16 protein-coding genes and 1 tRNA gene are annotated in these 14,077 nt (G+C 63.7%); 10 read left to right on the plus strand and 7 right to left on the minus strand.

All coding sequences use genetic code 11. From position 1 onward, the window contains the following. Window positions 1-78: 78 nt before the first annotated feature. A complete protein-coding gene (infA, locus tag ABIC75_RS00365) occupies window positions 79-297 on the minus strand; it encodes a translation initiation factor IF-1 (RefSeq protein WP_019466733.1) in 219 nt (72 codons plus the stop codon). An 81-nt stretch (window positions 298-378) separates the two neighbouring features. Then, window positions 379-654: a polyhydroxyalkanoic acid system family protein gene (locus ABIC75_RS00370; protein ID WP_354011879.1), complete on the minus strand. Its 276-nt coding sequence runs from the start codon at window positions 652-654 to the stop codon at window positions 379-381. Window positions 655-805: 151 nt separating this feature from the next. Here ABIC75_RS00370 and ABIC75_RS00375 point away from each other — a divergent pair, with 151 nt between their 5' ends. The 5 genes from ABIC75_RS00375 to kdsB all read left to right on the plus strand — a co-directional run bounded on the left by ABIC75_RS00375 (window position 806) and on the right by kdsB (window position 6,147). Next, complete coding sequence (locus tag ABIC75_RS00375) at window positions 806-1,573, plus strand: FHA domain-containing protein (RefSeq protein WP_354011880.1); 768 nt, start codon at window positions 806-808, stop codon at window positions 1,571-1,573. 99 nt (window positions 1,574-1,672) lie between these two features. Next, the gene (serC, locus tag ABIC75_RS00380; protein ID WP_354011881.1) at window positions 1,673-2,758 is read left to right on the plus strand and encodes a 3-phosphoserine/phosphohydroxythreonine transaminase; all 1,086 of its coding nucleotides are present in this window, start codon (window positions 1,673-1,675) and stop codon (window positions 2,756-2,758) included. 80 nt (window positions 2,759-2,838) lie between these two features. Then, a complete protein-coding gene (gene pheA / locus ABIC75_RS00385) occupies window positions 2,839-3,927 on the plus strand; it encodes a prephenate dehydratase (protein WP_354011882.1) in 1,089 nt (362 codons plus the stop codon). A gap of 38 nt (window positions 3,928-3,965) precedes the next feature. Next, complete coding sequence (gene aroA / locus ABIC75_RS00390; RefSeq protein WP_354013037.1) at window positions 3,966-5,273, plus strand: 3-phosphoshikimate 1-carboxyvinyltransferase; 1,308 nt, start codon at window positions 3,966-3,968, stop codon at window positions 5,271-5,273. A gap of 100 nt (window positions 5,274-5,373) precedes the next feature. After that, on the plus strand, window positions 5,374-6,147 hold the full coding sequence (gene kdsB / locus ABIC75_RS00395) for a 3-deoxy-manno-octulosonate cytidylyltransferase (RefSeq protein WP_354011883.1): 774 nt from the start codon (window positions 5,374-5,376) through the stop codon (window positions 6,145-6,147). Window positions 6,148-6,150: 3 nt separating this feature from the next. On the opposite strand, the gene ABIC75_RS00400 is transcribed toward kdsB, so the two are convergent. Both ABIC75_RS00400 and ABIC75_RS00405 read right to left on the minus strand, forming a co-directional pair. Continuing rightward, window positions 6,151-6,309: a hypothetical protein gene (locus tag ABIC75_RS00400; RefSeq protein ID WP_354011884.1), complete on the minus strand. Its 159-nt coding sequence runs from the start codon at window positions 6,307-6,309 to the stop codon at window positions 6,151-6,153. 63 nt (window positions 6,310-6,372) lie between these two features. After that, window positions 6,373-6,789, minus strand: a complete 417-nt coding sequence (locus ABIC75_RS00405) for an energy transducer TonB (protein ID WP_354011885.1) — start codon at window positions 6,787-6,789, stop codon at window positions 6,373-6,375. A 213-nt stretch (window positions 6,790-7,002) separates the two neighbouring features. Here ABIC75_RS00405 and ABIC75_RS00410 point away from each other — a divergent pair, with 213 nt between their 5' ends. From ABIC75_RS00410 to ABIC75_RS00425, 4 genes are all read left to right on the plus strand, one after another. Beyond that, a complete protein-coding gene (locus tag ABIC75_RS00410; RefSeq protein ID WP_354011886.1) occupies window positions 7,003-7,476 on the plus strand; it encodes a low molecular weight protein-tyrosine-phosphatase in 474 nt (157 codons plus the stop codon). Between the two features lie 17 nt (window positions 7,477-7,493). Beyond that, window positions 7,494-9,323, plus strand: coding sequence for an excinuclease ABC subunit UvrC (gene uvrC / locus ABIC75_RS00415; RefSeq protein ID WP_354011887.1), 1,830 nt, complete (start codon window positions 7,494-7,496; stop codon window positions 9,321-9,323). A gap of 133 nt (window positions 9,324-9,456) precedes the next feature. Beyond that, window positions 9,457-10,065 carry a CDP-diacylglycerol--glycerol-3-phosphate 3-phosphatidyltransferase gene (gene pgsA, locus ABIC75_RS00420; RefSeq protein WP_354011888.1) on the plus strand — a complete coding sequence of 203 codons (609 nt, stop codon included), beginning with the start codon at window positions 9,457-9,459 and terminating at the stop codon, window positions 10,063-10,065. Window positions 10,066-10,125: 60 nt separating this feature from the next. Then, window positions 10,126-10,201, plus strand: a tRNA-Gly gene (locus ABIC75_RS00425). Window positions 10,202-10,372: 171 nt separating this feature from the next. Here the strand turns inward: ABIC75_RS00425 and ABIC75_RS00430 are convergent. Next, a complete protein-coding gene (locus ABIC75_RS00430; protein WP_354011889.1) occupies window positions 10,373-10,735 on the minus strand; it encodes a MerR family transcriptional regulator in 363 nt (120 codons plus the stop codon). A 137-nt stretch (window positions 10,736-10,872) separates the two neighbouring features. Here ABIC75_RS00430 and ABIC75_RS00435 point away from each other — a divergent pair, with 137 nt between their 5' ends. Continuing rightward, window positions 10,873-12,027, plus strand: coding sequence for a zinc-dependent alcohol dehydrogenase (locus tag ABIC75_RS00435; protein WP_354011890.1), 1,155 nt, complete (start codon window positions 10,873-10,875; stop codon window positions 12,025-12,027). A gap of 181 nt (window positions 12,028-12,208) precedes the next feature. Here ABIC75_RS00435 and ABIC75_RS00440 read toward each other — a convergent pair whose 3' ends face one another. Together ABIC75_RS00440 and cycA are read right to left on the minus strand one after the other, a co-directional pair. Continuing rightward, a complete protein-coding gene (locus ABIC75_RS00440) occupies window positions 12,209-12,586 on the minus strand; it encodes a hypothetical protein (RefSeq protein WP_354011891.1) in 378 nt (125 codons plus the stop codon). A gap of 69 nt (window positions 12,587-12,655) precedes the next feature. Beyond that, window positions 12,656-14,071, minus strand: a complete 1,416-nt coding sequence (cycA, locus tag ABIC75_RS00445; RefSeq protein WP_354011892.1) for a D-serine/D-alanine/glycine transporter — start codon at window positions 14,069-14,071, stop codon at window positions 12,656-12,658. Between the last annotated feature and the right edge of the window lie 6 nt (window positions 14,072-14,077).

A 14,077-nucleotide genomic window follows, 5' to 3' on the forward strand; every position in this document is an offset into this window, starting at 1 on the left:
CACTCGCGCGGCCCCTCATATTCAATGCCATCAATCGGTTGCGTGGCCCCATACGGGCCCGCAAAACCCGGCCTTCGCTTACTTCATGCGATAGGTGATGCGACCCTTGGTGAGGTCGTAGGGGGTCATTTCCACCTTCACCTTGTCGCCGGTGAGGATGCGGATGTAATGCTTGCGCATGCGGCCGGAAATGTGGGCCGTGATCACGTGGCCGTTTTCCAGCTGCACGCGGAACATGGTGTTGGGCAGGGTCTCCTGGACCGTACCTTCCATTTCAATGACGTCGTCTTTGGCCATGCGTTCCGTGGGGGCAGGGCAGCCGTCGTGGCTGCTTAATCCGTCGATTATGCCACGGAAGTTCCGATGGTTAAAGAATCATCAGCCAAAATGCTCATCGAGCTTGCGACGGATCTCCTGTTCCACCATGCCCTTGAGGGGCGCCAGCATCATGCCCAGCTCGGCCGTGACCTGGATGGCGTCGCTGGCCACGGCAATGCTGCCGTTCACGCCGGGACGGGAGAAACGCAGCACGTCGCCCTGCCACTGGCCCTCCATGCCGAACTTCTCCTGCATGCGTGCGGCGACCTTGTCGACCACGGCACGTGCCTCGGCGATGGACAATTGGTGAGGGCGGCGGATGTCGATCTTGGGCACGGGCGAACTCCTGCAAGGGCAAAAGTGACATGGTATGTCACGCGGCCAAGCTCGGCCTATCCGTCGCGCATCGTGCCGTTTCAGGCCGGTAACAGGCGCTTAAAGGCGTAGGCATCTGCTAGAGTCGCGCCGTCCATCGACTGGTTCACTGATGCGCATCGAGTTTCCCAATTCGCCCCGAGAGGATTTCCACTGGGACGGCCCCGTGTTGCGCATCGGCAGCGCGCCTGACAACGATCTGATCCTGGCATCGCATCAGGCGGGCGCGTATCACCTGCGCATCCAGCTCGATCGCCGCGGGTGGGTGCTGCAGATGCTTCCGCAGGGCAACCGCATCTATGTGAATGCGCGCCCGGTGCGCGAAAAGGCGCTGCTTCGCCCCGGCGACATCCTCAGCGTGGGCGACTGTCGCATGCTGCTGCGCGCCGACGAGGAGCCTGCCCACAGCCTGCCCGTGACCGTGCCCGCCGAAGGCCGTTGCACCGTGGCGCTGCGCGCGGTGGCCGGGCCGTTGTCGGGCCGCGTGCTGCCGCTGCAGGACAAGCTGGAGCTGGGTCCGCACGGCGGCATTCCGCTCGAGCTGCCGCAGGGCGAAACGGCCTCGCTGGCCTTGTTCTGGCGCGATGGGCAACTGATGCTGGAGGCCGGTCAGCAGTCCGAGCGCTACCCGCTGCGCGTGAATGGCGTGCCGGTGGTGCAGGCAGCCCTTCGTCCGGGCGACCAGGTGAGCCTGGGCATGCATCGTTTCGTGGTGGATGCGCCAGGGCTGGAGCCGGAGCCCGAGATCCCGCATCCGGAACCCGAGCAACCGCATCTGCCGGAAGAAGACGCCGGCCCTCGCGGTGAGGTGTGGTGGCTCATTGCTACCGCCGCGGTGCTCGCGCTGGGCATTGCCGTGGCCTTACTGGTGCGTTTCTAAGGCATCGCGAAGGCGATATCGAGGCGTCCCGCGTTGGGTTGACGCCGTGTTGCTGCGACGCGGCATAATGCGGCGACCTCTCTTTCCAAGGCGCCATTAGTGAGCAGACTCTGGAATTTCAGCGCTGGCCCGGCCGCGCTGCCGCAACCGGTACTGGAGCGCGCCCAGCGCGAACTGCTGGACTGGCAGGGTTGCGGAGCCTCGGTGATGGAGCTGTCCCATCGCGGCAAGCTCTTCATGGGCCTGGCCCAGCAGGCGGAAGCCGATCTGCGAGAACTGCTGGCGATTCCCGAGAACTACGCCGTGCTGTTCCTGCAGGGCGGCGCCACGCAGCATTTCGCCCAGATCCCGATGAACCTGGCGAGCGAGGGCGACAGCGCTGATTACGTCGTGACCGGCCACTGGGGCGAGAAGGCGGCCAGCGAAGCGGCGCCGTACGTCAAAGTGAACGTGGCAGCGAGCAGCAAGGGCGAACACTACCTGCGCGTTCCGCCGCGCGACACGTGGCAGCTCGATCCGCGTGCCGCCTATGTTCACTACACGCCCAACGAAACCATCCACGGCGTGGAATTTCACGATATTCCGCAGGTCGGCGACGTGCCGCTGGTGGCCGACATGTCCTCGGACATCCTGTCCGGCCCCATCGACGTGACGAAGTTCGGGTTGATCTACGCTGGCGCGCAGAAGAACATCGGTCCTTCGGGCCTGGTGGTGATGATCATTCGTCGCGACCTGCTCGAGCGCGCCGCGCGGCCGATGGCGCGCATCTTCCGCTACGCCGATCATGCGGCGAACGATTCCATGCTCAACACGCCCAATACCTGGGGCTGGTATCTGGCGGGCCTCACGTTCCAGTGGTTGAAGGAACAGGGCGGGCTTGCCGCCATCGGCGAGCGCAATGCGGCGAAGGCATCGTTGCTGTACGACGCCATTGACCACTCTGATGGGTTCTATCGCAACCCGGTGGCGCACGACTCGCGTTCGCGCATGAATGTGCCATTCACGCTGCACGACAGCGCGTTGGATGCGGATTTCCTCAAGGCATCGGAAGCCGCTGGCCTGCTTGCACTCAAGGGTCACAAGGCGTTAGGCGGCATGCGTGCGTCGCTGTACAACGCGGTGCCACTCGACGCGGTGCAGGCGCTGGTGAGTTTCATGCAGGACTTTGCCAAACGTCACGGATGAAACCGTTGCACGATAGGTCGCCGATCAAGGACTATCGGTGATTCCCCAAGTGGACTTCTTTGCTTCCGCAGCCCCACGACATGACCGATAAGAAATCCTCGCTTTCCGACGTGCGCGAACGCATCGACAGCATCGATCAGCAGATCCAGCAGCTGATTTCCGAGCGCGCCGGCTGGGCGCAGGAAGTGGCGCGCGTGAAGGGCGAAGGACTGTCGGCGATCGATTATTACCGTCCCGAACGCGAGGCCCACGTGCTGCGCATGGTGGTGGATCGCAACAACGGTCCGCTCAGCGACGTGGAAATGGTGCGGCTGTTTCGCGAGATCATGTCTTCCTGCCTGGCGCAGGAAGATCCGCTCAAGGTCGGTTTTCTCGGCCCCGAGGGCACCTTCAGCGAACAGGCGGTGCGCAAGCATTTTGGCCATGCCGCTTACGGCCTGCCGTTGGGCAGCATCGAGGAAGTGTTCCAGGAAGTTGCCGCCGGCCATGCCGATTTCGGCGTGGTGCCGGTGGAAAATTCCGGGCAGGGCATGATCCAGGTAACGCTGGACATGTTCCTTACCTCCGACGCCACCATCTGCGGCGAAGTGGAACTGCGCGTGCACCAGTGCCTGCATTCGCTGCAGGGCAAGCTGGAAGGCATCAAGCGCGTCTATGCGCATGCGCAGTCGCTGCAGCAGTGCAAGACGTGGTTGCGCGTGAACCTGCCGGGCGTCGAATGCGTGGCCGTGAGCAGCAATGCCGAAGCGGCACGTTTGGCGCGTCATGCCGACGACGTCGCCGCCATCGCCGGTGAAACGGCTGGTCGCGTGTACGGACTGAAGACGGTGGCGCAAGCCATCGAGGATCGCGCGGACAACACCACGCGTTTCCTCGTCATCGGCCGCTCGCTGTTTCCGCCCTCGGGCAACGACCGCACGTCGCTGCTCATCACGGTGAACGACAAGCCGGGCGCGCTTTTTCATGTGCTCAAGCCGTTCGCCGCGCATGACATCAGCCTCAATCGCATCGAATCGCGTCCCGCGCATTCGGGCAAATGGCAGTATGCCTTCTTCATCGACGTATCCGGCCACATCAACGACGAACCGATGCAGGCCGCATTGAAGGAAATGGGCGAAGCCGCCGCGCAAGTGCGCGTGCTCGGTTCGTACCCGGTGGCGCTGCCCTGACAGGTATCTGGCCGCCGCGTGCGGCCGCTGGAGAATTTATCGTGACCCGACTCGACTGGACCAGTCACCACGCCCGCGTGCTCAAGGGCAGCGTGCGTGTGCCTGGCGACAAATCCGTTTCGCACCGCGCGCTCATGCTGGGCGCACTCGCGGAAGGCACATCGCGCATTCGCGGTTTCCTGGAAGGCGAAGACACGCGCGCCACCGCCGCCGTTCTGCAACTGCTGGGTGTGCGCATCGATGCGCCCGCCGATGGCGAGCGCGTCGTGCATGGCGTGGGCCTGCACGGCCTGCGCGGAACCACGCAGCAACTCGACTGCGGCAATGCTGGCACCGGCATGCGATTGCTCGCGGGCCTGCTTGCAGGGCAGGAGTTCGACAGCACGCTGATCGGCGATGAATCGCTCTCCAAGCGCCCCATGCGCCGCGTCACCGATCCGCTCGCCCGCATGGGCGCGACGATCGAGACGCAGGATGGTTTGCCGCCACTGCACGTGCGTGGTGGTCAGGCGCTGCATGGCATTGCCTATACGTTGCCGGTCGCCAGCGCGCAGGTGAAGTCGGCGCTGTTGCTCGCTGGCCTGTATGCGCAGGGCGAAACGGAAGTGATCGAGCCGCATCCGACGCGCGACTACACCGAACGCATGCTGGCCGCGTTCGGATGGCCCATCGATTTTGCGCCCGGCCGTGCACGGCTGAGCGGCGGACACACGCTGCGCGCTACCGACGTGGATGTGCCGGCGGATTTCTCATCCGCAGCGTTCTTCCTCGTGGCCGGCAGCATTGTGCCGGGCTCGGAGCTGCGCTTGCCGTCAGTAGGACTCAACCCGCGCCGTACCGGCCTGTTGCAAGCGCTTCGATTGATGGGGGCGGATATTCGCGTCGAGAATGAACGCGAGAGCGGCGGTGAACCGGTGGGCGATCTGGTGGTGCGCCATGCGCCGCTGCACGGCATCGAACTGCCCGAGGCGCTGGTGCCGGACATGATCGATGAATTCCCCGCGCTGTTCGTCGCCGCCACGGCGGCCAAGGGTCAGACAGTGGTTCGCGGTGCAGCCGAATTGCGCGTGAAGGAATCCGATCGCCTGGCCGCGATGGCGACGGGCCTGCGCGCACTTGGCGCCGTGGTCGACGAAACGCCCGATGGCGCCACCATCCACGGTGGCCCGCTGCACGGTGGCACCATCGAAAGCCACGGCGATCACCGTATCGCCATGAGCTTTGCCGCGGCCGGCCTCATCGCCAGTGGCCCGGTGCGCATCAACGATTGCGCCAATGTGGCGACCTCGTTCCCGGGCTTCTTCGAATTGGGCAACAGCTGCGGATTCGAGCTGAAAACGGCTTGAGAATCGCTATGGCGGGAGCGCACCCGAAGCGGGGTGCGCTCGTGCATCTCGCTCGTTGCGGATCGTGCAGGTAACCTTGAGGCTTCACGCCGAGGTCGCCATGCCCACTGCCACGCCTTCCTTCATCGTCGCCATTCCCGCCCGCTACGGTTCCACGCGCCTGCCGGCCAAGCCCCTGCGCGACATTGCCGGCGTGCCCATGGTGGTGCGCGTGGCGCAGCGTGCGCTTGAGGCGGGGGCGTCGCAAGTGGTAGTGGCAGTGGACGATCAACGCATTGCCGACGCGCTGCAAGGGAAGGGCGTGGATGTGTGCATGACGCGCAGCGATCACGCCTCGGGCAGCGACCGCCTGGCCGAATGCGCCGAGCGCTATGCGTGGCCCGATGACGCCATCGTGGTGAACCTGCAGGGCGATGAGCCGTTCGCACCCGCCGCAGGCATTCGTGAGGTGGCACTCGCACTCGCCGAGGACGATGCGCCCATGGCCACGCTGGCCACGCCGATCACGGACGCGCACGAACTATTCGATCCGAACGTGGTGAAACTGGTGCGCTCGGCGACCGGTCGCGCCTTGTACTTCAGCCGTGCGCCCTTGCCGTGGGCACGTGATGCGTTTGCGGTTCATCGCGATGCGTTGCCCGACGGCGTGCCGTTCCTGCGACACATCGGCATCTACGCCTATCGGGCAGGTTTCTTGAAGCGCTACACCACGTTGGCGCGCACGCCGCTGGAACAGGCCGAGTCGCTGGAGCAGCTGCGCGTGCTGGAACACGGCTTTCCGATTGCGGCCCGTCTTACGCCCGAACCGTTTCCGCCGGGCATCGATACGGAAGCCGATCTCGAACGTGCGGAGCGTTGGCTGGCCGGTCGCTGAGCGCTAGCGTCGTCGGCGCAGCAGCATCACGAAAAGCCCGCCCAGCACCAGACCGACCACCAATCCAATGCCAGCGCCCCACAGGGCGCCGTTGATACCGGCGACGGCACGACCAATCAGAAAGCCCAGTACGAACAGGATGGGGAGTGGAAGGCAGCCCACCAGCGCTTCTCCATTCGTTCCCTGCGTTCGCCGGCACGCGTCATCCGCGCCTGAAGACGGCGATTATTTGTTGAAGGAAATGGGCACCTGTACGTAGCCATCGCTGGGCGTGCCGTTCTTGATGGCCGATTTGTACGACCAGCCCTTCACCGTTCGAATGGCCTCGTCGTCCAGCGCCTTGGACCCCGACGACATCATCACGTGGAAGGACTTGGCCTTGTCATCAGGCCCCACCTGCACCATCACCACCACCGTGCCGGTGCCGGCGGAATTCTTCATGGCCGCGGAAAAACGAGGAGACGGCTGGGGGCGGTCTTCGTCGACGCTGGCCGGGCGATCGCCAGCGGTGCTGCCGCCGGGACTTGCGGCAGGCGAGGCGTTGGCTGCGGCTGCGTCCTGGTCGGTGGTTCCGGCGATGGCGCCTTGGCACAGCAATATGGCAACGGCGGCCGCCGTGATCGTAACGAGCTTGCGCTTCACTTCCTTTCTCCTCCCTGTGGACCGCCCAAGCATAGGCAGACTTCGCGTTACACAACAATCGTGACTTTGGTCATTGTCGGAGGGCTTGATTGCGCGCCATGCCGCAGCCATTTCGTGGGTTCATGCGATGTCGTCAGCCGTGGTCCGCGCCCGTGCGCGAACCGTTTCGCCAGAGGCGATCGTCAACCCGTTCCGATGAGGACATTCATCCTGATGACTGCCGTGGACAAGCCATCCATTTTGTTCGTGTGCCTGGGAAACATTTGTCGTTCCCCGCTGGTGGAGGCGGTGGCGCGCCAGCGCAGCGCGCAGGCCGGTCTGGCGTTGACGCTGGCCTCGTGCGGCACGGGACACTGGCATGTGGGCAAGGGCGCCGATCCGCGCATGGTCCGTGCCGCGGCGGATGCTGGCTATGACTTGTCGCCGCATCGGGCGCGACAGGTACGAGCCTCCGACTTCCGGGATTTCGACTGGGTGCTGGCCATGGACCAGGACAACCTGGAAACGCTGGAAGGCTTGCGTCGCGGCAGCGGCACGGAGCCGACCCTGTTCCTGCCCTGGGCAGGCGTCGCCGCGCCGGACGAGTTTCCCGACCCGTACTTTGGCGACGTGGACGGCTTCCACCGCGCCGTGGCGCTGGCGGAGCAGGGCGTGGATGGCCTGATCGCGCGCCTGCAGCGCCAGTGAACGGATAGAATCACACGATGCAGTCCACACCGCCGCCGCAAGCCTTCGACGGCAAGGCTTTCGTCAAAAACCTCAGCACTTCGCCCGGCGTCTATCGTTATTTCGACGAGGACGGCGAGCTGCTGTACGTGGGCAAGGCCGGCAACCTCAAGAAGCGCGTCGGCAGCTATTTCCTGAAGCCGCGCATGGAGCCGCGCATTGCGGCGATGGTGTCGCAGATCGCGCGCGTCGAGATCACTATCACGCGCACCGAGGGCGAGGCGCTGCTGCTGGAATCGCAGCTGATCAAGTCGCTCAAGCCGCGCTACAACATCCTGCTGCGCGACGACAAAAGCTATCCGTACATTTATCTGTCCGGTGGCGAGGACTATCCGCGCCTCGCCTTCCATCGCGGCGCGCGCAACATGCCGGGTCGCTATTTCGGGCCGTACCCCAGCACGTTCGCCGTGCGCGAAAGCCTCAACCTGATGCAGAAGCTGTTCAAGGTGCGCCAGTGCGAGGACAGCTATTTCAAGAACCGCTCGCGTCCCTGTCTGCAGCACCAGATCGGGCGTTGCACCGCGCCGTGCGTGCAGCTCATCACGGTAGACGATTACCGCAACGACGTGCGCCACGCGGAAATGTTCCTCGAAGGCCGCAGCAGTGCCGTGATCGACGAGCTGGCCGGCCAGATGGAGAACGCCAGCAAGTCGCTGGAATTCGAGCGCGCCGCGGCATTCCGCGATCAGGTGGCCGCGCTGCGCAAGCTGCAGGCCGAGCACCACGTGCAGGGCGCGAGCGCGGACATGGACGTGCTGGCGTGTCGCATCGAAGCGGGCATGGCCTGCGTGAGCGTGCTGTTCTTCCGCAATGGCATCAGCCTGGGCACGCGCGATTTCTTCCCGCGCCTGCCGCTGGATGCCGAGCCTTCCGACGTGCTGGAGCAGTTCATTGCACAGTACTACCTCGATCGCCCGGTGCCGCGCGAACTGATTCTCGGCGAGACGCTGCCGACCCAGCAGATCCTTGGCGAGATGCTGGCGCAGCAGTCGGGTCATGCGGTGGAGCTGAAGTCCAGCGTGCGCGGCGAACGCGCGCGCTTCCTGCAGATGGCGGAGCGCAACGCGCAAGCCTCGCTCACGGCCCGGCTCGCCAGTCGTCAGACGCTGGGCGCGCGTTTCGACGATCTGCAGAAATTGCTGGAATTGCAGGACCCGCCGCGTCGCATCGAGTGCTTCGACATCAGTCATACGATGGGCGAACTCACCGTGGCATCGTGCGTGGTGTTTGGTCCGGAAGGGCCGGAGAAATCGCACTATCGCCGCTTCAACATCACCGGCATCACCGGTGGCGACGATTACGCGGCCATGCACCAGGCGCTGGTGCGCCGTTTTCGCAAAGTGGCCGAGGGCGAGGGCGCCAAGCCCGATGTGCTGCTGATCGACGGCGGCAGCGGGCAGGTGGCGCAGGCGCTCGATGTGCTCAAGGAGCTCGGCGTCACCGGCATTCACGTGGTGGGCGTGGCCAAGGGGCCGGGCCGGCGCGCGGGCGAGGAGACGCTGGTGTTGGCCGATTCCGGCCGCAATCTGCATCCCGGGCCGGCGTCGCCCGCGCTGCATCTGGTGGCTGCGGTGCGCGACGAGGCGCATCGCTTTGCCATCACCGGCCATCGCAAGCGCCGCGAGAAAGCGCGTGAACGCAGCGTGCTGGAAGATGTGCCGGGCGTCGGCGCACGGCGCCGTTCGGCCCTGCTCAAGGCCTTTGGCGGCCTCCAGGGCGTGGAAGCGGCCGGCGTAGAAGAACTGACCCGCGTGAAAGGCATTGATCGCGGGCTGGCCGAACGCATCTATGCTGCACTCCATGGTTGATCGACCGGAAATTGAGTGTTCCGCGTCATTCCGGCGAAAGCCAAAATCCCGCATGATCCACGATGTGAATCGCAGGCGGTTGCTTCCATGATCTCTGCATCCCTCTGCTGAACGCTTCAACCGGAAAGGATTTATGCACATCAACCTGCCCACCTGGCTGACCCTGTTCCGTGTACTGCTGTTGCCGGTCATGGTGGTGGTGTTTTATTGGCAGTTTCCGGGGCACAACATCACGGCCGCCGTGGTGTTCATGCTGGCGGCCATCACGGACTGGCTGGATGGTTATCTCGCCCGCCGCATGAATCTCACCTCGGCGTTCGGCGCCTTCCTCGATCCGGTGGCCGACAAGCTGATGGTGGCGGTGACGCTGTTCCTGCTGGTGGAAACGCATCGCGGCGGCTGGCCGGGCATCCTGATGGCGGTCACGGCGGCCATCATCGTGGGACGCGAGATCAGCGTCTCGGCCCTGCGCGAATGGATGGCCGAGATCGGCATGCGCGCCACGGTGAAGGTGGCCTTCATCGGCAAGCTCAAGACCACCATGCAGATGGTGGCGCTGATCGTGCTGATCGTTCAGCACGAGAAGGACGCCGAGGCCCTGCGCCTGTATCACATCGGCGAGGGGCTGCTGGTGATCGCCGGCATCCTCACCATCTGGTCGGGCCTGTACTACCTGCGCGCCGCCTGGCCCAGCCTGAAGGGCGACGGCTCGGGCCGCCCGTTGCCCCGCAGCGAAGACTGAATTTCTTTGTGACAGGTGCTTGACGGCCGCGCATTAGCCATTACAATGCGCGACTCCGATGCGGGAATAGCTCAGTTGGTAGAGCACGACCTTGCCAAGGTCGGGGTCGCGAGTTCGAGTCTCGTTTCCCGCTCCAAATTCGGTTGATCGATGCATCGCGATCAACACTTCAAAGCGGCCCCAGGGCCGCTTTTTTGTTGCCTGAGGCCGGCCTGCATCTGACAGATGTCAGCGAAGGCAGTGCGCGTTCGCATCGGCTCGATGGAGCCGATGCGCTCAGGACGCTACGGATTGAATCACCGTTTGCTCAGACCCCGACAAGCGCCGCGGCGCGATGGTTGGTCAGCCATTTTTCCAGCCGGGTCTTTGCGTCGTGGAGTTTCTGCAATTGATTCTCGATGGCTGCCATCTGCGCCTCGAGCACGGCCCGTAGTTCGGGACATCCGGGCACGGGCGAGGCGAGGAAAGGAATAACGCGGCGAATGACACGCAGCGGCAAACCCACCGACTGGCCGAGGCGGATGAAGCGAATTTCCGTGAGCACCTGTTCCGGGTAGTCGCGATACCCGTTGGCGACGCGGGCCGGCCGCGTGATCACGCCTTCGCGCTCGTAGTAACGAAGCGTGTCGCGGCTGATGCCTGCGCGCTTTATCAACATCCCTGTCTTCATGCATGCCTCTCAAATAATTGTCGTAAGCCCCTTGACCTGGGGCTCGGGTCCCAACTCTAGACTACCGCGCATTCACTAACCAAGCCGTTGACGGTCCGCCACGATAGGCGTCCCGCGCAGGCAACACGGAGGTCCGAATGCGGGAACTTGCCTATATGAAGACTCGTCGCGTCGAGTGGCGATCGGTCGCGGAGCCTCGCCTCCACGGTCCACTCGAAGCCTTGGTGCGCCCGGTGATCGCAAGCCGATGCGATGGCGACAACCTGCCGATCTTCAACCATGTGAGCACTGGCCTGCGTGCCGGAATCGCGCTGCATTATTTCGACCCCATACTGCCCGACGTCCTCGGTGCGTCGCCCTATGGGAAGCCGTTTGCGATCGGCCACGAATGCATTGCCCAAGTGATGGAATGCGGCGAGAACGTACAGCACATCCGCAAGGGGCAGCTCGTCATTGTGCCGTGGTCCATCTCCTGTGGCAGCTGCCCGACCTGTCACGGCGGACATACGTCCCACTGCAGCGAGGCGGGCGAAACCCTTCTTTCAGGATATGGATTCGGCGCGTCATTGGGCCCGTGGGGCGGTATGGTGAGCGATCTCCTGCGCGTTCCGTTCGCCGATGCGATGTTGGTTCCCGTGCCGGGCGACATCGATCCGCTCAAGCTCGCCAGCGCCAGCGACAACATGCCTGACGCATGGCGCGGCGTCGGGCCGGTGCTCCATGCGCATCCAGGAGCGCCCATCCTGGTCGTGGGCGGCGGTGCGCGCAGCATTGGGCTCTACGCGGCGGGCATGGCCGTCGCGCTAGGCTCATCGCGGGTGGATTACGTGGATTACGATCCCGAACGACTGCGTATCGCCGAAATGCTCGGCGCGCGCGTCATCGAAACCAAGCGTGGATCGGCATGGTTCGATCGCCATGCGCCGCGCGTGCGTGGCCCATATCTGGCTGCTGTGGAGGCCAGTTCCACCGCCGCTGGCCTGCGCTATGCCCTGCGCTCTCTTTCAACAGGTGGCAGATGTACGGCGGTAGGTTTCTACTTCGCCAAGAAGACGGGTCTGCCGCTGATGCAGATGTATGCCAGCAGCACCACGTTGCATGTCGGCCTGTCGCATCCCCGGCGGGATATTCCCAGCGTGATCGAGCTCGTGCGGGGAGGGCATTTCGACCCTCTCAAGGTCGCAACGCTGGTCGCTGACTGGGAAGACGCGCCCGATGCATTCATGACGAGGACGACCAAGGTCGTCATCCGTCGGAACGAATTCAAAGGTGTCGTTTCGCCAACGGTGTGATCGGCATGGGAGCTACCATCTCAAGCCGTCGTTTCGGCCGTTGCATCCAACCTCGCGAGTGGATGCAGCGGCGATTTCATCTCCCGCTCCAAATTTAGTGGATGCAAGCATCGGCATTCACAAAAAAAGCGACCCTCGTGGTCGCTTTTTTTGCCCCGGTTCCAGTTTTGCATTGAAGAGACTACCTATCTGCCATCCACTGTGAATCTGCCGGCCACGATCCGCTGCCGACAATGTGCTTCACGATCCGCAGTCCCTCTTCGAGAGGAACGGTTTCGGTGTCGTAATACTCGTCGCGCTGACCATTCGCAAGGACGAACCCTTCGCTCAGACCATCTCCCGCTTGAGGGGTTATGGCGTGTTCTCCGGGGTCGCTCTCGTTCCGCCAAAGCATCACCATGGCGCGTGCTTTGTTGGTCACGAACGCCAGGGTGCGGCCCGACGAACTCGTCAGCCATGTCTCGAGCTCTCCGTTACTCACGCGGGCTCGAAGAGTGCCGATAACAGTGTCTTCCTCAATGGGGGCGGTGTTGCCCGCCAAGCTCCACACTTCGCTCATCTGAAATCTTCTCGCTAGTTTGATGGGCAACGAAGCGATTCAGCGGGTACTTTGTCCAGGCGGCGCCCATCAATGCGTCTGCTTGCGATGCTCGATCGCCTGCCTGCGATAGAACGGGTAGCAGATGGCCAGGCACACGAACCAGATCGGCGTATAGATCAAACCCTGCAGCGTGTCTTCCTTCTGCGCGAACACCCACAGCACGAACGCGAAGAACGCCAGCACCAGCCAGCACATGGCCACGCCGCCGGGCATCTTGAAGATGGAGGTGGTGTGGCGCTCCGGATGCAGCTTCCGGTAGCGCATGTACGCGATCATGATCAACGACCACACGAAGATGAAGCAGATGCTGGAGATCGTGGTGACGATGGTGAAGACCTTCATGACGTTGCCTTCCTGGTAAAGCAGGAACACGCCGATGAAGAGCAGGAAGCAGGAATAGGCCAGGCCGTTGGCCGGCACATTGTTGCGGCTCAGCCGCGCGAACGGTTTCGGGCCGAGCCTGCCCGCCGACAGGCCGTACAGCATGCGGCCCGTCGAATAGATGCCGCTGTTGGCGGACGACGTTGCCGAAGTCAGCACCACGAAGTTGATCAGGCTCGCCGCGATCGGAATGCCGATCAGCATGAACAGGTTCACGAACGGACTCTTGTCCGGCACCACCTGGTTCCACGGCGTCACCGTCATGATCACCAGCAGCGCGAGCACGTAGAACACGATCACGCGGATGGGAATGGAGTTGATCGCCTTGGGCAGCGTCTTCTCCGGATCGCGCGCTTCGGCCGATGCCGTGCCCACCAGTTCGATGCCGACGAAGGCGAATACCGCAATCTGGAATGCGGCCATGAACCCGCTGCCACCGTGCGGGAACCAGCCGCCCTGCGTCCACAGGTTCGACACCGCGGCCTTGGCGCCCGACGGCGAGGTGAAGCCGATGGCGATGAGCACGATGCCGATGACGATGAGCGAAACGATGGCGACGATCTTCACCAGGGCGAACCAGAATTCCAGTTCGCCGAACAACTTCACCGTCAGCAGGTTGAGGCTCAGCAGCAGGACGATGCACGCCGCTCCCGGCAACCACAGCGGTACGCCCGGCACCCAGAACTGGATATAGCCCGTGATGGCGGCCACATCCGCGATGCCGGTAACCACCCAGCAGAACCAGTACGTCCAGCCGGTAAAAAATCCGGCACAAGGCCCGAGCAGGTCGTAGTTGAAGTCGACGAACGACTTGTAGTTCAGGTTGGACAGCAGCAGCTCGCCCATGGCGCGCATCATGAAGAACAGCACGCTGCCGATGATGGCGTAGGCGAAGATCACCGATGGACCGGCGAGACTGATGGTCTTGCCCGAACCCATGAACAGGCCGGTGCCGATGGCGCCGCCGATCGCGATCAACTGCAGGTGGCGGTTTCGCAGGTTTCGCTGCAGGTGATGCTGTTCCGGCGACTCCGTCGCAACGGTCGGTTCGTGGTTCTGCATAGGCGA

The organism is Dyella japonica, from assembly GCF_040545895.1.
Taxonomy (GTDB): domain Bacteria; phylum Pseudomonadota; class Gammaproteobacteria; order Xanthomonadales; family Rhodanobacteraceae; genus Dyella; species Dyella japonica_D.